The organism is Paraburkholderia translucens (assembly GCF_020881035.1).
Taxonomy (GTDB): Bacteria; Pseudomonadota; Gammaproteobacteria; order Burkholderiales; family Burkholderiaceae; genus Paraburkholderia; species Paraburkholderia translucens.
In genome coordinates this window covers 115942-135295 of the sequence record NZ_JAJITC010000005.1, presented here as the reverse complement: position 1 = coordinate 135295, position 19354 = coordinate 115942, and the positions used below count along the sequence as shown (strand labels likewise).

Annotated in this window: 13 protein-coding genes and 2 pseudogenes; 9 read left to right on the top strand and 6 right to left on the bottom strand. The window is 61.9% G+C overall.

Annotation, left to right across the window (positions count from 1 at the left end; all coding sequences use genetic code 11):
• The first annotated feature begins 72 nt into the window (after positions 1-72).
• On the top strand, positions 73-543 hold the full coding sequence (locus LJ655_RS10760) for an LLM class flavin-dependent oxidoreductase (protein WP_230561226.1): 471 nt from the start codon (positions 73-75) through the stop codon (positions 541-543).
• Between the two features lie 251 nt (positions 544-794).
• On the opposite strand, the pseudogene LJ655_RS10755 reads toward LJ655_RS10760, so the two are convergent.
• Positions 795-1151, bottom strand: a pseudogene (locus LJ655_RS10755) (transposase); the annotation flags it as partial.
• Between the two features lie 294 nt (positions 1152-1445).
• Here LJ655_RS10755 and LJ655_RS30345 point away from each other — a divergent pair.
• Positions 1446-1577: pseudogene (locus tag LJ655_RS30345) on the top strand (ESPR domain-containing protein); the annotation flags it as partial.
• 192 nt (positions 1578-1769) lie between these two features.
• Complete coding sequence (locus tag LJ655_RS10750) at positions 1770-4478, top strand: autotransporter outer membrane beta-barrel domain-containing protein (RefSeq protein WP_425605798.1); 2709 nt, start codon at positions 1770-1772, stop codon at positions 4476-4478.
• Positions 4479-4685: 207 nt separating this feature from the next.
• Here the strand turns inward: LJ655_RS10750 and LJ655_RS10745 are convergent, their stop codons facing one another.
• Both LJ655_RS10745 and LJ655_RS10740 read right to left on the bottom strand, forming a co-directional pair.
• Positions 4686-5993, bottom strand: coding sequence for a ferredoxin reductase family protein (locus tag LJ655_RS10745; RefSeq protein ID WP_425605793.1), 1308 nt, complete (start codon positions 5991-5993; stop codon positions 4686-4688).
• Between the two features lie 591 nt (positions 5994-6584).
• Positions 6585-7457 carry a helix-turn-helix domain-containing protein gene (locus tag LJ655_RS10740; RefSeq protein ID WP_230561223.1) on the bottom strand — a complete coding sequence of 291 codons (873 nt, stop codon included), beginning with the start codon at positions 7455-7457 and terminating at the stop codon, positions 6585-6587.
• 179 nt (positions 7458-7636) lie between these two features.
• Between LJ655_RS10740 and pobA the strand changes: the two genes are divergently transcribed.
• Positions 7637-8821, top strand: coding sequence for a 4-hydroxybenzoate 3-monooxygenase (pobA, locus tag LJ655_RS10735; RefSeq protein ID WP_230561222.1), 1185 nt, complete (start codon positions 7637-7639; stop codon positions 8819-8821).
• 620 nt (positions 8822-9441) lie between these two features.
• Complete coding sequence (locus LJ655_RS10730; RefSeq protein WP_230561521.1) at positions 9442-9660, top strand: HP1242/YdcH family protein; 219 nt, start codon at positions 9442-9444, stop codon at positions 9658-9660.
• A gap of 69 nt (positions 9661-9729) precedes the next feature.
• On the opposite strand, the gene LJ655_RS10725 is transcribed toward LJ655_RS10730, so the two are convergent.
• From LJ655_RS10725 to LJ655_RS10715, 3 genes are read right to left on the bottom strand one after another with little or no spacing between them, the layout of a single operon-like run.
• The gene (locus tag LJ655_RS10725) at positions 9730-11214 is read right to left on the bottom strand and encodes an APC family permease (RefSeq protein ID WP_230561221.1); all 1485 of its coding nucleotides are present in this window, start codon (positions 11212-11214) and stop codon (positions 9730-9732) included.
• Positions 11215-11269: 55 nt separating this feature from the next.
• Positions 11270-12706, bottom strand: coding sequence for an LLM class flavin-dependent oxidoreductase (locus LJ655_RS10720; RefSeq protein ID WP_230561220.1), 1437 nt, complete (start codon positions 12704-12706; stop codon positions 11270-11272).
• Positions 12707-12711: 5 nt separating this feature from the next.
• Positions 12712-13953, bottom strand: a complete 1242-nt coding sequence (locus LJ655_RS10715) for an acyl-CoA dehydrogenase family protein (protein ID WP_230561219.1) — start codon at positions 13951-13953, stop codon at positions 12712-12714.
• Positions 13954-14230: 277 nt separating this feature from the next.
• On the opposite strand from LJ655_RS10715, the gene LJ655_RS10710 reads away from it, so the two are divergent.
• The 4 genes from LJ655_RS10710 (at position 14231) to LJ655_RS10695 (ending at position 19241) form a co-directional block, all read left to right on the top strand.
• The gene (locus LJ655_RS10710; protein WP_230561218.1) at positions 14231-15730 is read left to right on the top strand and encodes a sugar ABC transporter ATP-binding protein; all 1500 of its coding nucleotides are present in this window, start codon (positions 14231-14233) and stop codon (positions 15728-15730) included.
• A 44-nt stretch (positions 15731-15774) separates the two neighbouring features.
• Positions 15775-16782, top strand: a complete 1008-nt coding sequence (locus LJ655_RS10705; protein WP_230561520.1) for an ABC transporter permease — start codon at positions 15775-15777, stop codon at positions 16780-16782.
• A 110-nt stretch (positions 16783-16892) separates the two neighbouring features.
• The gene (locus LJ655_RS10700) at positions 16893-18134 is read left to right on the top strand and encodes an SfnB family sulfur acquisition oxidoreductase (protein ID WP_230561217.1); all 1242 of its coding nucleotides are present in this window, start codon (positions 16893-16895) and stop codon (positions 18132-18134) included.
• A 36-nt stretch (positions 18135-18170) separates the two neighbouring features.
• On the top strand, positions 18171-19241 hold the full coding sequence (locus LJ655_RS10695; protein ID WP_230561216.1) for a substrate-binding domain-containing protein: 1071 nt from the start codon (positions 18171-18173) through the stop codon (positions 19239-19241).
• The last annotated feature ends 113 nt before the right edge of the window (positions 19242-19354 follow it).

Genomic DNA, 19354 nt, shown 5'->3' with positions numbered 1-19354 from the left:
CGATGCCGCGTGAGCGTCACCGAAGATTACTCTTAGACATTCAATTTATCAACATATGAGAATAATTCTCGCATGTTGAGAATTGGGCCGGCTCATATCATTCCCAACCGTTGTCGGAAAGCATCAAGCAACAGCCCGGACGAATTCGTCGAGGTCGTAAATGCGCTAGGGGACAGTTGGGCTGACGACGCCATCATCGGCGATGCCGGGATCGGCCGATCCCTCGATTGCAGCCGGGTGCGGCGAATCGACTGGAAGGGACGCTTTTACAGCGTCGCGGGCCCGCTCAATGCGCCGCGCACGCCTCAAGATCGCCCTGTTCTCGTGCAGGCAGGATCGTCGGCGACGGGCAAAGCGTTTGCTGCGCGCCATGCGGAAGCAGTCTTCACCGCGCATCTCACCAAGGCGTCAGAGGCCGATTTCTACGCCGAACTGAAAGACGCCGCGACTGCAGAGGGTAGGCATGCAAATGAACTTGTGATCTCTGCCGAGCCTCGGCGCCGCGATTGGTTCGACCGACGCAGAAGGACAGGCCTTGCTTGAAGAATTCAATGCCGATCACGTCGTTCCAATCCCGTGCAAAAGCGCGGGATTTCCGACGCAATTACGAAGACGGCTCGCAGCGAGGCAATTTCCTCATGCAGTCGTTCCGCTGCAAGGTGTGGGTGTCCAACTCGATGTCTGGTCGAAAGCACTGCCGCGACTCGAATGGGGCGTCTACTATCGGCTCCGACGCATTTGGACCGAGGGCAAGCGTGAGAGGAGTATCAATCCGATGTCTTCGTTTGAGGCGTGAGCATCTGCGCAGCCAGGCCGTGCATTTCGAGCAGGTGGCGGAACCGGGGAATCGTGCTCTCGTCCGGCAAACGCGTCATCCCCTCGCCCAGCCCCGCAAACTCGCGATACAGCGGTACGTCATAAAGCGCCTCTTCCATCGCCGGGTCGGACCGACCAAACCACTGCTGCATAAAACGGATCTGCAGCATCGTCGCAATCGGGAACGGCGGCCGTCCAGTCTTACCCTTCGGATAGTGCGGTTCGATCAACGCAATCAACCGCGGCCATGGCACAACGCGCCTCATCTCATCGAGAAATTCCCATTTGCGTGTACGTTTCGTTGACAAATCCAGACCAGGACCAAGTTGCGTCATCGAAGAACCCCTCGAACTTTCCTATCTCCCAGGATAGTCCACCCGTACGTCGACGCCAGGACTTTTGCAGACCCTCCCTAGATCCGTCGAATGCTGGCTGACCCCCAGCACCTCATCCATCTCAGGTAAAACGTTTGCGCCTATACGCGCACCATTCCGGCGCTCAAGTTAAGGCGCTGGCCGCCGTTATTGTCGCGAATGAGCCGTTGAACTGTGTGAGTCGGAAACGACTGACTAGCTCGATAGCTGCATCAATGGCTATGTCGAATCAGAACAACAAGACAGGAACTACTCATGAATCATGCGTACCGCGTTATCTGGAACACAGCAATCGGGGCCTGGCAGGCTGTGTCGGAACTAACCGCTTGTGCTGGGAAATCATCGAGGAAATGCAGGCGAGGCCACGTCGCGCGCATCCACGTGGCGGGCCTGGCCGCATTGACGCTGACGGGCGTAACGTCGCTCGCGTACGCGGACAGTCAAGGCGGATCAGGGTCCTATAACTATCAGGGTGGCGTCTACTATGGCACTGGCGGAACGGGGGGTAACGGTAATGGCCATGCCGGGACAGCCGGGACAGGCGGCGCGGGCGGGAGCGGAGGCCTAACGGGGCTAAGCATGTCCGGATCGGTAATTATCAGCGCATCAGTTAGCGGCACTGCTGGTGCGGCCGGTACATCGAGCACGAATTCTCAACAGGGCTACTCCGGCGGCGGCGGCGGTGGTGGCGGTGGCGCGGGCGTAGCCCTTACTGCCACCGGTGAAACCGTGACCTTATCGCCGTTCACCTCCGTTACCGGCGGAAACGGCGGCCAAGGCGGCGATCCTTTTAATGGATTGTGGACGGGCGGCGGCGGTGGTGGTGGCGGTGACGGAATAGACGTCATTGGCTCGGCGGGTGCGACAATCAACAACGAGGGCACCATTACTGGCGGATCAGGTGGCTCGGCGGTCCATGGTGGCGGCGTGGGGGCGGGTGGGGCAGGCATCAGCGGGGCGAATCTTTCGATCAACAACTTCGGCACCATCGCAGGTGGCTTGGCAGGTAATAGCGGAACACAAGCCGATGCGATTTATTTCACCGGCGGCGTCAACACGCTTACCCTGCAAACCGGCTCGACCACGAGCGGTGCCATCGAATTGGGCACGGGCGGTGTTAGCGCGACGATTAGTGCGGCAAATACCGGCATCACGTTGGGCAGCAACATCCTGCTCGACGACGCAAATGCGGCGCTGGCAATTAGCAATGACAATAACCTCAACGTCAGTGGAATCATCTCCGGCTCGGGCAGCGTAACGGTGTCAGGCACCGGCACACTGACACTGTCCGGCGTGAACTCCTATTCGGGCGACACGACGATCAGCAGCGGCACGCTGGCGCTGTCAGGGGCCGGCAGCATCGCACGATCGAGCGGCGTGACCGACAACGGCACGTTCGATATCTCCGGCACGACAAACGGCACGTCGATCACGTCGCTCAGCGGCGGCGGCTTCGTCACGCTCGGCGGCAAGACGCTTACGCTGACGAATGCGAGCGGCACGTTCGGCGGCACGATCTCAGGCAGTGGAAGCCTCACGCTGGCGAGCGGAACAGAAACGCTGACGGCCACGAATTCGTACACGGGCGCGACGACAGTCGATACCGGCAGCACGCTCGCGCTGACCGGCACGGGCAGCGTCGCCGCTTCCATCGGCGTGACCGACAACGGCACGTTCGATATCTCCGGCACCAACTCGGGGGCATCGATCCAGAACCTGTCCGGCAGCGGTACGGTTGCGCTCGGCAGCCGGACGCTGACACTCACGAATGCGAGCGGCACGTTCAACGGCGCATTTACGGGCATGGGCAGTCTCATCAAACAGGGTACGGGGACGCTGATCCTCGACGGCAACAGCGCCTCGTTCGCGGGCACCACGGAGATCGCGGCGGGTCTGCTCGAAGTGGGCGACATCGACAATGCACAGGCCGTGCTCGGCGGCAACGTGACGGTCGATAAGGACGGCACGCTGCGCGGCCACGGCACGGTCACCGGCGACGTCAGCAACAGCGGCACGGTGGCTCCGGGCGGCTCCATCGGCACGCTGACCATCGACGGCAACTATACGCAGGCGAGCAACGCGACACTGTCCATTGAAGTCAGTCCCACCGCTGCTTCGAAACTGGTGGTCAACGGCAGCGCGACGCTGAACGGCGTGCTCGCGATCACCTACGATCCGGGCACGTATTCGCCGGGGTCGAAGTACACGCTGGTGTCGGCGTCGAACGGCATCAGCGGCACATTCAGCAGCGTCACGACCTCAGGCACCGCGAGCACGAATGCGGCTTACGTCAGCTCGCTGTCGCCCTCCGTCGACTACAGCGGGAATGCCGTTGAACTCACGCTGTCCGGCGTGATCGACCCGGTCGGCACCAGCATCTACACGGCGCTGGGTACCTCGGCGATCCTCGGGGCACAGTCGCAGAACGCCGCGCTGCTTGATCGGCTCGGCTCGGCATCGGGCGTGACCTCTGCCCCCGCGGGCTGGATCAGCGCCACGGGCAGCCAGACGAAGGTGGGCGGCACGAACGGCGCACCGGATTTCCGGAGCAACCGCTACGGATTCCTTGCCGGACTCGAGCGCAGGTATGGCGACTACACCGGGGGCGTGGCGATCGGCTACGATCACACCGACATCAAGGAAGCGGTGACGGGCGACTCAGGCACCGTCGACACGCTGCGCGCAGCGCTCTATGGCGCACGCAATGCGGGGCCGGTGACGCTTGCGGCTACCGCCGGCGCGGGGCTCGACTTCCTCACGCAAAAGCGTCCGTTTGGCACCGGCGGAACGGCTGAAGGCGACCACATGGGTCAGGAGTTCAACGTAGGCGGCCAGGCCACGCTGCCGATGAGCTTCGGCAGTGTGACGGTGACGCCGCGCGCCGGGTTGCGCTATGCGTACTTCCATGCGAACGGTTTCGGTGAGAGCGGCGCGGCGGGGCAGGATCTGAACGTCGGTACGGATAACGTGCGCAGCCTGCAGCCTTATGTGGGCGTGACGCTCGACAAGGTCTTCGCCGATGCCGTCCGGCCGATCAATGCGCAACTGCGTGTCGGCTACGCCCACGAGCTGCTCGATGCGAACCGCGCGCTCAGCGTCGCGTCGCAGGACGGAACGCAGTTCATCGCGCCGGGCACGAGCCTGCCGCGCGGGTATCTGACGGCAGGCGCAAGCGTGACGCTGCATCCGCTGAAGCATCTCGATGTTTCGCTGAGCTACGACACGCTGATCAACACCACGCATGCCTCCGCGCAGCAGGGCAGCATTCGCATCGGCTATCAGTTTTGACCCGGCCGGCCAGTTCTGCTGGCCCCGAGTTGCCGTGCTCGGCAACGCGACCGGTCGCGCTCGCGACCGGTCGAACGACGGCTTCGGGCTCGAGGGAATGCCGCACTTCTGGAACACTCGCTTCGAGATGTCCGGTCCGTAGGTTGTAGTAGCGGCTTTGATGTGATTGACGCAGGACCGTTCTCCCAAGCTGAACGCCGCGACGACCTAGCGCATCTGGAACAACTCCTGATGAAAGTCGGCCGCATCGAGACCGTGCGCGACGAGATCGTTGCGCACTGCTTCGCCGAATGCCGGCGGCCCGCAAAACCAAACGCTTGCGCTTGCCCAGTCGGGAACCGCCGTGCGAATGCGCGCGCCGTTCAGCCTGCCGTGCTTCGCATCCACCAGCAGATGAAGCTGCACCTTGGCTGCGTTCGCATCGGCGATGAGTTGATCGATCGCCTTCTGCGAGAAGTCCGCGGTCGTATGAAACAGATCGATCTGATGACGCCGGTCCGGATGTTGCGCAAGCTCCTTCATCCGCGCGATGAAAGGCGTGATGCCGATGCCCGCGCCGATCCAGATCTGTTGGGTACGCTGGTCTGCAAAAGTGAAACAGCCATAGGGCCCTTCCACCGTCACGGGCATGTCCTGCTTCAGGCGGTCCTTGAGCATGCTCGTGTGGTCGCCAAGCTCCTTCGTGAAGAACACTACCTGCGGTGTGCGTGGATCCCACGCGGACGCAATCGTATAAGGATGGGCGCCTTCGTTGCGGTCCGACGTGACGAACGCGAACTGCCCGGACGCATGCCCCGGCCAGCCGGGCTGGAGATCGATCGCCGTCTGCAGCACGCGCAGTTCCGGATACCATGTGAGTGATGCGATGCGTCCTTCGACCTTACGCTGCTTACCGACCTGCCCGGCTAGCACACGCACGACCGAGACGATACCGGCCGCGAGCAGCACCACGACCAGGACACCGGCCGGCGCGCGCCAGTATCCGAAGCTCAGCAGCACGACCGTATGGAACGCAAGGGGCAGGTACAACACGGCGAGCCAGTTGTGGGTCTTCGCGAACCATCGATACGGGAACTGCCGGATCAGTGCGAGCGCGATCAGCACGACCGCCGCATAGAACGCATATTCGCCGAGGGTTTCAGCGAGTCCCCGATAGTCGCGCAGGAACTGTTGCGCGGCCGAAGTGACCGGAGGCCGCGGTCCGCGAGCCGGGCGCGCGAGCCAACCCCAGCCGACCGCCCACTGGACGACCTTGATGATCAGCCAGTGCAGCACCGCGAAGGTCAGCCCGGCGATGCCGAGCCACTTGTGCAGACGATACATTTTGTCGAGGCCACCGAGCGGCTTTTCCAGCCAGCGCGGACGGTTCGCCAGCACGAGCGCGACGCTCATTGCCGCGATCGACATCAGCCCGGTGTATTGCGTCCAGACCCGTCGCAGCGACAACACCGTAACCGGACGCGGAAACGGATTGTCCGACGCGAGCCATGCCAGCGTGACAACGGCCAGTGTCAACCACAAAGTCCACCTGATCTTTCGCATTTTCGCTAACCCTTGTTGGGCTTTAACCGCAACACGCTTTCGATTTCCGGGGGGCGATGAGCTGTGGCGCAGAAGGTGTTTCGACCAAAAAGAACGGCAATGAGATCAACGAACACTACACCTCGGTCGGTACGATTCTGTCATTACTATAGTCATTCAACTTCAGGACCGGTGCGCCAAATACACGCCTGCTTCGGGGGCGAGCAGATCAAGGTTGACGAAGTAGCCGAGCCATCGGACACGATCGGCTACGAATTGATGTATACGCTCGCACAGCGCGCGACCGTGAGCATCGATGTTGGAGGGCGTAGAGCGAGACTGAATGCCATTCCACCTGGACGTCGTCGGCGCACTGTGGCTAACGATCATGTGACGGTCCGAACCAGGGCGTGATGGGCGAGTGCATGCATCGAGGCCGTTGGGCTAGTGATGGATCTCGCCTCGATGCGACGATACTGAGTGGACGCTGACCTTGTACACACCTCTCGGCACATTACGCGAATCCCGCTCATTCGTAGCGTGCGAACTGTGCTGCTCTACGATCCGATGCCGGCAACAGCGCAATCATTTTCGCTTGCGAAAAGCGTTCGGCGTAACGCCAGTGAATCTCTTGAAGAACCTTGTGAAATACGCCGGCTCTGTGAACCCCAAAAAATCGGATACCTGATTGATATTGAGCGCGGTGTAAGTGAGACTGCGCTTCGCCTCGAGCAACAGTCTCTGATGTACAAGCGCGAGGGCGCTCTTGCCTGCGATTCGCTGGCAAACCATATTCAAGTACACCGGTGTCACGCGCAAATGTTCGGCGTAGCGGCTGATCGGAAGATGCTCCCGGTAATGTCTTTCGATCAAGTCGGAAAACGCCTTCAGATGCGCGTGACCACGATCCTGAGAATCGCCCCTTTCCTGGCCTTGTTGACCCTGACGACTGACCCATACGACGAGCGCACTCACGAGCGAGCGAAGCATCAGGTCCCTCGAAGGTGCGGGCAGCCCATACTCCTCGTTTAATTTGCCGCACAGGGTGTTCAGGTACGGCAAGTCCTCACCGACCGGATAACAGGCCGGGTACTCGAGGACGCTACGGGGCGCATCGATTTGCTGCTGGAGCCAGCTCACCAGGGGCATGGCGATCGTGATCACGTATCCGTCGACTTCCGGCGAGAACTGGAAGCCATGCACGCACATAGGCGGCACGACCTGGACCGATGGCGTGTCTATGCGGGTCTTCTCTCCCTCGATTTCGATTTCTGCGACGCCCTTCTGGACGTACAGAAGTTGCGCGAGATCCGCGTGTGTGTGCCGCCGGATCTCCCAGTCGTGCGCTCTGCTTCGCTCGGGTATCGACTCGCAATGCAGCAAGTCAAGTGTGCTCCAGTCAGGCCCTTCCCCGTATAACATGAAGACGGGGATGCCGTGCTGCGTCGGGTGCTTCATGGGTCCGTCGCCGCTATATCGGTCCGTGTGAACTTTCGAAAAGTCCAATTTTAATAGAAAAAATTCCCTTAACAGGGCTGTGTGTTTCTAGAAAAATGCAATTCACCGTGGCGCCAGTATTGGGGCTCGACGAGCAAAGCGGAAGGTCACGGTCCAGGGGAACACAGGAGACATCGGTCATGAAGACCAAGGTAGCGATCATCGGCGCCGGTCCGTCCGGCCTGCTTTTGGGACAGTTGCTGCACAAGGCGGGCATCGAAAACGTCATACTTGAACGCCAGAGCGGCGAATACGTGCTCGGCCGAATCCGCGCGGGCGTACTCGAGCAGGGCATGGTCGACCTGATGCGCGAAGCGGGCGTGAGCGAGCGTATGGATGCGGAAGGGCTGGTTCACGACGGTATCGAACTCGTGTTCGGCGGGCGGCGTGACCGGATCGATCTGAAGAAGCTCACAGGCGGCTCGACGGTGCTGGTGTACGGCCAGACCGAAGTGACGCGCGATCTGATGGCGGCGCGTGAAGCCAGCGGCGCAACCACGGTATACGAAGCGGCCAACGTTCAGTTGCACGACGTGAAAGGCGAAGCCCCCTACGTTACATTCGAAAAGAACGGCGAAACGTTCCGTCTGGATTGCGATTACATCGCGGGCTGCGACGGTTTTCATGGCGTTTCGCGCAAGACGATCCCCTCGGAAGTGCTCACGCACTTCGAGCGCGTCTATCCGTTTGGCTGGCTCGGCTTGCTGTCCGACACTCCGCCCGTCAATCACGAACTGATCTATGCGCATCACGAACGGGGTTTCGTGCTCTGCAGCCAACGTTCGACGACTCGCAGCCGATACTACCTGCAAGTGCCGCTGACCGAGAAGGCCGAGGACTGGTCTGACGAGCGCTTCTGGGAAGAGTTGAAGGTGCGCCTGCCGCAGGACGTGGCGCAGAAGGTCGTCACCGGTCCCTCGCTCGAGAAGAGCATCGCGCCACTGCGCAGTTACGTCGTTGAGCCGATGCAGTACGGCAAGCTGTTTCTCGTCGGCGACGCGGCGCATATCGTGCCGCCGACCGGCGCGAAGGGCCTGAATCTCGCCGCGAGCGACGTGAGCACGCTGTATCGAATCCTGACTCGCGTCTACCGCGAGGGCCGTACCGACTTGCTGGAAAAGTACTCGCCGATCGCTTTGCGCCGGGTATGGAAGGCAGAGCGCTTCTCATGGTTCATGACGAATCTCCTGCACGAGTTCTCGGACCGCGACGCCTTCGACAAGCGCATGCAGCGTACCGACTACGATTACTACACGACTTCGGAAGCCGGGCTCAAGACGATCGCGGAAAACTACGTTGGCTTGCCCTACGAACCGATCGAGTGAAGCAGCAGTGATGCTCGCTTGACCCGCTCTCACCTTCCATGAGGATCCATCTCGGGGTGCGCCGCCTGGCACCCCGAGATCTCGCATCCATCTTTTGCTCCGATCAGTCTGTTGCGACCTTCCGCCGGGAAGAGGTGGTTTCGCAACGGCGACCTGCTCGGCAGACCCTCCGCGCCTCCCGGAACCGCTGTTCGGGATGACGCTCTACAAGCCGCTATCAAACAGGGAAGTGCGCTCGCGCCGTGCGCTGCGAAGCGCTCCTGATTCAACGTGGACCCTCAGAATAGATCCAAATAGTGCGACAAAACCCCTCATGGCCCGTGGATCATGCGAATGTTACAGTTTCCTTACTGCACTGGCGTCGGAGGGCAACATGTCTTGTGAGCATCTTGTCGCTACGCTGGACGAGCGGCTTATGGATCCGATGGCCAACGGCGAAGAGTGGGCAGCCGACGAAGATGTGTGGTGCTGAGGTGGCTCACGTGAAGTCAACATCCGGATCGACCCGCTCGATTTCAATGCCGTCCCGAAGACTTCGCGCAAGTGAGAAGTCATTGCAAGTGGGGCAATGGACGTTCCCCTTCGCAGAGTCGATCTATTACAACCCTGGAGGAATCACGATGTTTCCAGAATACCGCGACCGTATTTCCAAGTTAAAGATCACGGACGCCCATTTCGCGCGTCTGTTCCATAAGCATAACGATCTGGACCAGCAGATCAAGAACCTGGAATGCGCCACTACCAAAGGCAAAGAAACGCTTATTACAGGTTTGAAGAAGGAGAAGCTCCTGCTCAAGGACCAGCTTTATTCGATTCTGCGCGGGTCCACGGCCCACTGATGGTGTTTGCGGCTTTGAGGGGTACTTTCCCAGCAGTCTGTGTCCTGGCGCCGCACGGCGCCGGGACTGTCATGCATCGCGAAGAGGCGCGCCGGGTGCAAACTCTGCTTGCGACGACGCGAGGGCGTCGTCCGTACCCGCCAGTTCCGCTTCGATCTCGCGAAGGCGATGCGGCGCGAACAGACGCAGCGTGACGAACCATCCGAGTCCCGCCAGCAGCAGCGCAGCGAACACATAAGGCAATATCGCGTAGGCACCGGGCGCCGCCGGATAGACGCTGCCGACGAACGGAATGCCGATCAGCACCACGGCAATCGCCGTGATTGCCACATGCAGCGGCTTCAATTCACCGCGTTTGCGCAGGAACAGCGGCGCCGCTATCGCCACGACCACGTAAGTCAGCAGAAAACCGAACGTGGCGATCGTGCTGAGATAGCCGTATGAATCAAAGAGCGACGTGCCCGCGAGTTGAAACACAAGACCGGTAATCAGCGAGAACAGCGCGACCAGCGTAACGGCAACATGAGGCGTCGCGTTGCCAGCGTGCGCACGTCCTGTGGCCGCATGCAACAGCCCTTGGCGTGCGAAGGTATAGAGCAGGCGCGCCGCGGCATTGATCGACGAAAAGAAGGCCGCGAAAAAGCTCAATGCAACGCCCACGTCGATAAGAATTCCAACTGCACCGAAGCCGATGCCGTGTGCGACCGACGACAACGGCGCACTGACCTGATCGAGCGGTGTCGCGTCGCCGTGAAAGAGCGCGACGAGGCCGTATGACGTCACGAGAAACAGCGCAGCCGGCCCGAGAATACTGACGATGACGGCCCGCGGGATCAGCCGGAATGGTTCTTTCGCTTCGAGACCGAGCGCCGTCACGCTTTCGAAACCCGTGAAGCTGAAAAACGCGAGCACCATGCCCAGGCGTAACTGATCGGGCTTCACACCATCGAGCGTCAACTGGCTGCTGTCAGACCAGCGATGCTCCGCAAACAGCGCCGCGACGATCACGAGCAGAATCAACGCGACCGTGGTCAGTTCGATCCACAGCGTCGTGCGGGTGGACAGGCGGATGTCGCGATACGCAATGAGCCACGCCGCCAGCGCGATGATCGCGGTGAGCGCCACCGAAACAGGCAGCCATGCGCCCCCGGCCCCCAGCACACCGACATCTTTCAGCAGGACGACCGTCTCGTTGACGGTGCCTTGCAAAATGCCAGCCGCGCCGATCGAGTAGGCGATCAGCAGCGACCAGCCCGCCACGACGCCCCAGATCGGTCCGATGCCGCGCGCCGCATAGGTGTACAGCGCACCGGGCGAGGCGGTGCGCCGGGCGAATTGCGTAATGCTCCATGACGCGAACAGCAAACCTACCGTCGCGAACAGATACGCCAGCCATGTGCCGTTGCCGGCCGTTGCGAAGACGGCAGGCACGAGCAGGCCGGCGCCGCCTGCCGCGCCGACCAGACCGATCGATTGCGCGATCAGTTCCGACAAGGACAGATAGCCGCGGCGCAGCGTGCCGCCGCCGTGCTTATCGACGGTAATGTGACTCATCTGTAGACGTGCTCCGGGAAATGAACGGCGCGATGAAGGTAATGCCGGAACGCGCTTACCTCACGGTTTCGATTCCGGCATCGATCGTGGTGGCCGTAATGGGCTGCGGCTGGAGCGACTCGCGCTTGACGCGCTCGATATCGCGAAAGCGGGTGGCAGGATGAGTCTCGGGCAAGCGCGCGCCGCCGCCGAACAGCTTTTCGCGCAGCGTGCCGGGCGCGTACCCAGTCGGATAGACGCCGCGGCGTTGTAGCTCGGGCACGAGGTAATGCACGATGTCTTCGAACGTCTCGTGCGCGATGGCATAGGCAAGATTGAATCCGTCGACGCCCGTTACCTCGACCCATTGCTGCAGGATGTCCGCGACCGTCGAAGGCGAGCCGACGAACACAGGGCCCATGCCGCCAACTCCGCCCCAGATCGCGAGTTCCTCGATCGTCCATGCCTTGTCGCCGCCCGCCAGATGTTCGACGGCCGAGACGATGGCGTTGGTTTCCACACGTCTCACGAGATCGGTGGGCGCGTACTGCCCGAAGTCGATACCGGTCCATCCAGACATGAACACGAGCGATCCGTCATACGACACGTAGCGCTTGTATTCTTCGAACTTCGCATGCGCCTTCGCATCGGTTTCGTCGACGATCACGGTGACGAGGTTGTAGATCAGCAGTTTGTCCGGGTCGCGTCCCGCTTGCGCCGCCTGGCGGCGCACATCGCTCACGTAGTTCTTCAGCACGGCCGGAGTCGGCGCGGCGACGAATACGCATTCAGCGTGCTGCGCGGCGAATGCCTTGCCAGGGCCTGACGCACCCGCCTGGAAAAGCACCGGCGTGCGCTGTGGTGAAGGCTCGCAAAGGTGATAGCCGGGCACTTCGAAATACTTGCCCTTGTGGCCGATTTCGTGGACCTTTTCCGGATGCGTGAACACCCGGTTCTCACGGTCGCGCACGACCGCGCCGTCTTCCCAGCTTCCTTCCAGCAACTTGTACAAGACTTCGACGTATTCCGTCGCGACTTCATAGCGGTTGCCGTGATCGCGCAATCCGCCTTCGCTGATGTTCTTCGCGCCGCTTTCCAGATACGACGTGACGATATTCCACGCGAGCCGTCCCTTGGTGTGGTGATCGGCCGTCGAAAGCCGGCGCGCGAAGGTGTACGGATGCTCGAAACTCGTCGACGCCGTGATGCCGATGCCGAGGTGTTCGGTCACCATCGCAATCGGCGCGGCAAGCTGCAATGGATCGTTGACGGGAATCTGCGCGGCCTGATGCAGCGCGTGATAATTGTTGCCCTTGTAGACGTCGTAATAGCCGATCACATCGGCAATGAAGATGCCGTCGAAAATGCCTTTCTCCAACACCTTCGCCAGATCGGTCCAGTACTCGAGATCCTTGTATTGCCACGAGCGGTCGCGCGGATGCGCCCATAAGCCAGGCGACTGGTGACCGACGCAATTCATCTCGAACGCATTGAAGCGAATGGGTTTTGTCATGACGCTCACTTGCTCCCTCGGCCTGGGCCGTTGCCGATGCTCCAGAGAAACGGCGGCTCCTTGCCGTTGATCACCCAGTCGCCGACGATGCGCGCCTTGTACACGAGCGGATTGTGCGACGACACGGTGCGCGCATTGCGCCAGTGACGGTCGAGCGCCTGAGCGGTGCTGGTCGCCGACGCACCGAGCGCATCGAACAGATGCGTCGCGGCGCGCAAGACGAGCTCCGACACGACAAGCTGGCTCTGCGCAGATTCGATCTCCGCTTCGACGTTGACGCGGTGTTCCGCGTCGGCATCGTCGGAAAAACGCGCTTCGTACGCGCGCTGCAACGGCTGCGCCGCGTGCACCGTCAGCGCTTGTGCCGCGTAGTCCCACGATGCGATTTCGCCAGCCACCTGCTGGATCTGCGCGTCTTCGCTTACGTGCGGCGCGTTGCCGTGGCTATAGATACGCTTGCGCTGCCGCACGAGCGTCCCGACGTCGCGCGTGATGGCCGCGCCGATGCCCGCGAGTGTCGCTACGTGCACGAGCTGGTAGAACGCGGTCTGATACTTGAAGCGCCGCTCGAACGCGATGATGTTGTGCACATCGACCGAGGCATTGTCGAATACCGTGGTGCCGCTGCCCGTGGTCGTCTGGCCGAAGCCGTCCCAGTCGTCCTTGCGCTTCACACCGGGCTGATTCGTACTGACAGCGGCGATTACGTCAGCGCCGTCCTCCTCGCGTTTGGCGAGCACATCGATCCATTCCGCGAAGATGCTGCCCGTGCTGTAGTACTTCGATCCGTTCAACACGAAATGGCCATCGCGCCTGGATACCTTCGTGGCCAGCGTGCCGACGGCAGCGTCGCCCACCTCGGACCAGGCGCTGCCCACCAGTTGCCCGCTTACGAACCGATCGAACCAGGCATCGCGTTCCGTGCCGGGCGGCACATTCAACCAGTCTTCGACGAAAGCGAAATGGGCGCGCAACGCCTGCGGCAGATTCGAATCCGCGGCCGCGAGTTCGATCAGAAGGCGAAACAGCTGCGGCAGCGACGCGCCAGCGCCGCCATGCGCGACAGGTATGCGCACGGCGCCGAAGCCAGCGTTCTTCAGCCAGCCGATTGCTTCATGCGGCAATTCGCGCGAACGGTCGCGCTGTGCCGCACCCTCGGCAATACGCGCGAAGATGGGGCGAAAGCGCTCGGCGAGTGACTCGTAGTCGGTTCCGACCGATAAATCGGCGGCGTGCGATGTGGTCATGCAGATCCTTTGAAATAACGATAACGAGCCTGCGACGCGCGACGCGCGTTGGAATCAAGCGAGTATAAAAGTCAGCGCTTGCCGGTCGTAAATAACGGATTGGCAGATCGTTATCCCCCTGAGGAAATTTGGCGAAGGTAACGGCGTTATGTCTGTGAAGACAGAAACCGATTGCAATCGAATCAAAATACTAAGCATATGAAGAGCGATTCGTTTGCGGCATGGACGAGTTTGTCTAGCATGAAGCGCCATGCATCGAAAGGCGTTTCTCTTCTCCATGAATCAGCCTGTTCTGAAGGTCGTCTCGATCACGAAGCGATTCGGCGCGACTGTCGCGCTGTCCCACCTCGACCTCGACATACATGCGGGAGAAGTAGTGGCGTTGATGGGCGCAAACGGCGCGGGTAAATCGACGCTCGTCAAGATAGTCAGCGGCGTCTACGGGCCGGATAGCGGGTCGCTGTCGTTGCGCGGAGAGCCGTTCGCGCCATCGTCGCCACAGCATGCGAAACGGCTTGGCGTTGCCACCGTGCATCAGAGCATCGCCGATGCGGTGGTGCCGACCTTATCGATTGCGGACAATCTGTTGCTCGACCGGCTTTGCGATGGTGCATCTGCCTGGCGGGCGACACCCGCGGCGCGCGTCGATGCCGCGCGGCCGCTCGCGCAGCGCGTAGGACTCGACATGGACCTGTCCGCGCCGCTGCATACGCTGTCACTGGCAGGGCAGCAACTTGTCACGCTGGCGCGCGCATTAGCGGGTAATCCATCGCTGCTGATTCTCGATGAGCCTACGGCGAGTCTCTCCGCACCGGAAGCGGAGCGGCTTTTCGCGTTGATCGAGCGGCTGCGTGCCGACGGCGCGGCGATATTGCTGGTGTCTCACAGGCTAGGCGATTTGCGCCGCATCGCGGACCGTGTGAGCGTCATGCGCGATGGCCGCATCGTGGCGGATCTGCGTGCGCCCATCAACTTCGACGCCGCGATAGAAACGATGATCGGCCATGCGCTTCCCGCCGATCGGACCGCGTTGCGCCCAGGCAGCGCATCGGGCAACGCGTTATTCAGCGTGCGAGGCCTCAAGTCGACGCCCACCTCGATACCATTCGATTTCGATCTGGAAGAAGGCGAGATCGTGGCGATGGCGGGCCCGGTCGGCGGCGGAAAGTCGCGTCTCGCGCGGGTCATATTCGGCGAAGCGCGTGCCGTGGAAGGCGACATGCAATTGATCGGCAAGCCATGGCGCCCGCGCTCTCCCGCCGACGCCATTCGCGCGGGCGTTTACCTCGCCGGGGAAGACCGCTGGCGCTCGTCGCTGTTTCCCGACAGCGTGCCATTCGCCTCGATAGCGGGCACGCTCAGTTTTCCGTTTCTCTCCCGTTGGTATAGGCGCGGTTTCGTGCGCCGCGAGACAGAATGCTCTGCGGCTCGCGATGCCATTGCCGCGTTCGGCGTGCGCTGCACAGGACCGGACGACCGGCTGTCGCGTCTGTCGGGCGGTAATCAGCAAAAGGTCGTGCTCGCGCGCTGGCACACGGAACCGGCAAAGCTGTTGCTGCTCGACGAACCTTTTCAGGGCGTCGATGCGGGCGCGCGCGCCGATATCGTGGCGCTACTGCGCAAGCACGCGGCGGGACGCGCGACGCTCGTGTTCGTCAGCGATCTCGAGGAAGCATTCGAAATCGCCGATCGCGTCGTGCATTTCGATCGTGGCACGACACTCGATCGCCCGGCGCCCGCTGATTCCATCTCCTCCGTTGCTCTCCCTCCTTCATGAAATCGACCACCCCGCCAGCGACGACGAACGTTTCCACGCAATCGATGGAGCGCCCGCGAGCGAGCAGTCTGCGCGAGCATCTGGAACGAACAGGCATCCTGCTGGTGCTTGCGTTGCTGATCGTCGTATTTGCCGTGCGCGAACCGGCGTTTCTGAACGTCGACAACCTCTTGAGCATTCTGCAGGCGGTCTCGATCGTTGCGCTGCTGGGCATAGGCGTCACGATCACGCTGGCCGCGGGCGGCTTCGATCTTTCAGTGGGCAGCGTCGCGGCAACGGCGCAGATGGCCGCGAGCTATGTGCTGATCGTGTGGCACGGCGGGGCTTGGAGTGCCGTGCTGGGCTGTCTCGCGCTCGGCGTGATTGCGGGCCTGTTCAACGGCTTGCTGATCACACGTTTGCGCGTGCCCGATCAACTCGCGACGCTCGGCACGCTGTTCTTGCTCGCGGGCCTGCAACTGATTCCGACGGGCGGACGCTCGCTTGCGACGGGGACGGTGCTGCCCGACGGCTCGGAGGCGACGGGCAGCTTTCCAGATTTGTTTCTGGCGCTGGGACGCTCGCGCCTGTTCGACCTCGTGCCGCTGCCCGTTCTGCTGCTTGCGGCATTGACGGCAATTGCATGCTTCGTGATGGAGGCAACGCGCTGGGGACGTGTGATCTATGCGATCGGCGGAAACGAAATGGCCGCGCGCCTTGCCGGTGCGCCGACGGCACGCTACCGCGTGGCAGCCTATGTCGCGTCGTCGACGATCGCGGCGTTGGGCGGTGTGCTGATTGCGGCGCGCGTGGGCCGAGGCGATGTAAGCGCAGGGCATTCGTTGCTGCTCGACGCGGTCGCGGCGGCGCTCGTCGGCTATGCGGTGTGGGGCGCGAAGCGGCCCAACGTGCTCGGCACGGTGGTGGGCGCGGTGTTCGTGGGCGTGCTGCTCAACGGCCTGACCATGCTAAACGCACCGTACTACATGCAGGACTTCATCAAGGGCGTGCTGCTCGTGTTTGCGTTGGCTTTCACATTCAGCGCAGGTTCTCGGTCCCGTGCGCACGGATGAGACGAGGAATCCATCTGACGCTCGACGTCATATCCATTTTCAAATCGCTCAGTTTGTGTTTGTGACGAGCGTTGATAGATTGTGCCGATCGTCATCAAAGGGAGAGATTCATGGCCGAAACGGACGTAGCGGATCAACAGCAGGCCGAAGCGGACGCAAATGTTCGCGCGGTGCGCGTGCTCGCCGACGATGCCCAAGCCATTGCCGTCGCGCATGAACTGGCGCGGCGTGTGGCCGTAGGCGCGTCCGAACGCGATCGCGAGCGCCGTCTGCCGCGCGAGGAAATCGAGTGGTTCTCGCAGTCGGGCCTTTGGGGCATCACGGTGCCGAAGGCGTACGGCGGGGCGGGCGTGTCGTTCGTCACGCTGACGGAGGTCATCAAGATCATCGCTGCTGCCGATCCTTCGCTTGGCCAGTTGCCGCAAAATCACTTCGGTCTCGTCGATGTGATCGCGTTGACGGGTACCGAGGAGCAAAAGCGCTATTTCTTTGCGCAGGTACTGGCGGGCAAGCGCTTCGGCAATGGCTTCTCGGAGAAAGGCACGAAGAACGTGCTCGATCTCCGGACCACGGTGCGGCGCGATGGCGGCGACTATGTGATCGACGGTACGAAGTTCTATTCGACAGGCGCATTGTTCGCGCACTTCGTGCCCGTGCTAGGCCTCGATGAAGAGCGCAAGGCGTGGCTCGCGTATATCCCGAAGGGCACAGCGGGTCTTCAGGTCGTCGACGACTGGTCGGGCTTCGGCCAGCGCACCACGGCAAGCGGTACGGTCACGCTGAAAGATGTGCGCGTGCCGGCTTTCCATGTGTTGCCCGCGCAGCGCGTATCGGATGAGCCGACGCTCAACGGCCCCGTCTCGCAGATCATTCAGGCCGCCATCGATGCAGGTATCGCAAAGGCCGCCATTGCCGACACGCTGGAGTTCGTGCGCACACGCACGCGCCCTTGGGTAGACAGTGGCGTCGACAAGGCCAGCGACGATCCTCTCACCCTGCGCGAAATCGGGCGCCTGCATATCCAGTTGCATGCCGCCGAAGCGCTGCTCGAACGCGCCGCACGCGTGATCGACGAACTCGCGGCAAAAGGCGAAACGACGGAAGACGATGTCGCGCTTGCGTCGGTGGCCGTCGGCGAGGCGAAAGTGCTGACCACCGAGATCGCGCTGCGGGCGGGTGAAAAGCTCTTCGAACTCGCCGGCACCCAGTCCACGTTGAGCGAACACAACTTCGACCGTCACTGGCGCAACGCGCGCACGCATACGCTGCATGATCCCGTCCGATGGAAGTATCACCTCGTCGGCAACTACTATCTGAACGGCGTGAGACCGGCACGCCACGCATGGAACTGACGCTGTCGGCTATCCAGCATCACCAGGAGAATTTCGATGAAATCGCTGTTTGAAAACCGTTCGACATGGGTGCGTGCGCTCGGCGCGTTGACGTTGTGCTCGGCTGCCGTATTGTCAGCGCTATCCGCCCACGCCGAGCCGCTCAAAGGCGCACCGGCTCCGTTCGACAAGGGCGGGGTGCGGATCGCCCTTGTCAACTATCTGTCGACGGGTGACTTCTTCCAGGCATATGAAGCGGGCGCGCAGAAGCAGGCCAAGGCATTGGGCGTCGACTTGCGCATCTACGAGGGCCGCCAGGATGCCTCGGAACAGCGCGAGCAGATCCAGCAGGCGATCAGCCTTGGCGTGTCGGCCATCATCGTCAATCATGGCTTGCCGGAGTCGCTGAAAGACGTCGTGCAGCGTGCGCTGGACAAAGGCATCAAGGTCGTCGCGTTCGACGTCGATCTCGCCAATCCCAAGGTGCCGCAGATCGAACAGAGCGACCACGACCTTGCATCGCTGCTGCTCGATCAGGCCGTGAAGGACAACGGCGACGCGTTTGCGGCAGGTTACGTGTACGTCGCGGGATTTGCGCCGCTCGACAGACGTGACGCCGTGTGGCGCGACTTCAAGAGCGCGCATCCGAACGTGGAGGAGAAGGCGCGCTGGGGCACGGTCGATAATCCGATCGCGCAGTCCGTCGCGAATCAGGCGTCGGCAGCGTATCGCGCGCATCCGGAGATTCGCGTCGTGTTCGCGCCGTACGACGAATTCGCGCGCGGCGCAAAACTGGCCGCCGACGAAGCGAAGCTGTCGTCTAAATTGCGCATCTACAGCGCGGACATCTCGACTGCCGATATCGAAGCGATCCGCGCGCCCGGCAGCGCATGGGTAGCGACTGCGGCGACCAATCCTGCGGTCGTCGGTGCCGTCTCGGTGCGCGCGGCGGCGTTGCTGGTCGCAGGGCAGGACCCCGGGCATCACATCGTGGTGAAGCCGGCGCTGATCACGCGCGACGATCTCGTGAAGAACGACATCCGGACGATCGCGGACCTCGGCGCGAAATTCCCTGCGTTCCGTTCGAGCGATGCAGCTACGGCTGCGTGGATTCCTGCTGCGCAATAAGCCGTGACGGGCGCGACGCGGGCGGGCATTGTCCAAGCGTCACTCCTGTCCGCCCGTAAAGATACAGTGCCGCTCATCATCGAGCTCGTGCTCGAATAAGCTGACCAATCGAC

Bases quoted from the DNA above. Each gene is read 5' to 3' on its own strand.
- LJ655_RS10760 (WP_230561226.1), top strand. From the start codon at position 73: ATGTTGAGAATTGGGCCGGCTCATATCATTCCCAACCGTTGTCGGAAA.
- LJ655_RS10750 (WP_425605798.1), top strand. From the start codon at position 1,770: ATGTCCGGATCGGTAATTATCAGCGCATCAGTTAGCGGCACTGCTGGT.
- LJ655_RS10740 (WP_230561223.1), bottom strand. From the start codon at position 7,457: ATGAAGCACCCGACGCAGCACGGCATCCCCGTCTTCATGTTATACGGG.
- pobA (WP_230561222.1), top strand. From the start codon at position 7,637: ATGAAGACCAAGGTAGCGATCATCGGCGCCGGTCCGTCCGGCCTGCTT.
- LJ655_RS10730 (WP_230561521.1), top strand. From the start codon at position 9,442: ATGTTTCCAGAATACCGCGACCGTATTTCCAAGTTAAAGATCACGGAC.
- LJ655_RS10725 (WP_230561221.1), bottom strand. From the start codon at position 11,214: ATGAGTCACATTACCGTCGATAAGCACGGCGGCGGCACGCTGCGCCGC.
- LJ655_RS10720 (WP_230561220.1), bottom strand. From the start codon at position 12,706: ATGACAAAACCCATTCGCTTCAATGCGTTCGAGATGAATTGCGTCGGT.
- LJ655_RS10715 (WP_230561219.1), bottom strand. From the start codon at position 13,953: ATGACCACATCGCACGCCGCCGATTTATCGGTCGGAACCGACTACGAG.
- LJ655_RS10710 (WP_230561218.1), top strand. From the start codon at position 14,231: ATGAATCAGCCTGTTCTGAAGGTCGTCTCGATCACGAAGCGATTCGGC.
- LJ655_RS10705 (WP_230561520.1), top strand. From the start codon at position 15,775: ATGGAGCGCCCGCGAGCGAGCAGTCTGCGCGAGCATCTGGAACGAACA.
- LJ655_RS10700 (WP_230561217.1), top strand. From the start codon at position 16,893: ATGGCCGAAACGGACGTAGCGGATCAACAGCAGGCCGAAGCGGACGCA.
- LJ655_RS10695 (WP_230561216.1), top strand. From the start codon at position 18,171: ATGAAATCGCTGTTTGAAAACCGTTCGACATGGGTGCGTGCGCTCGGC.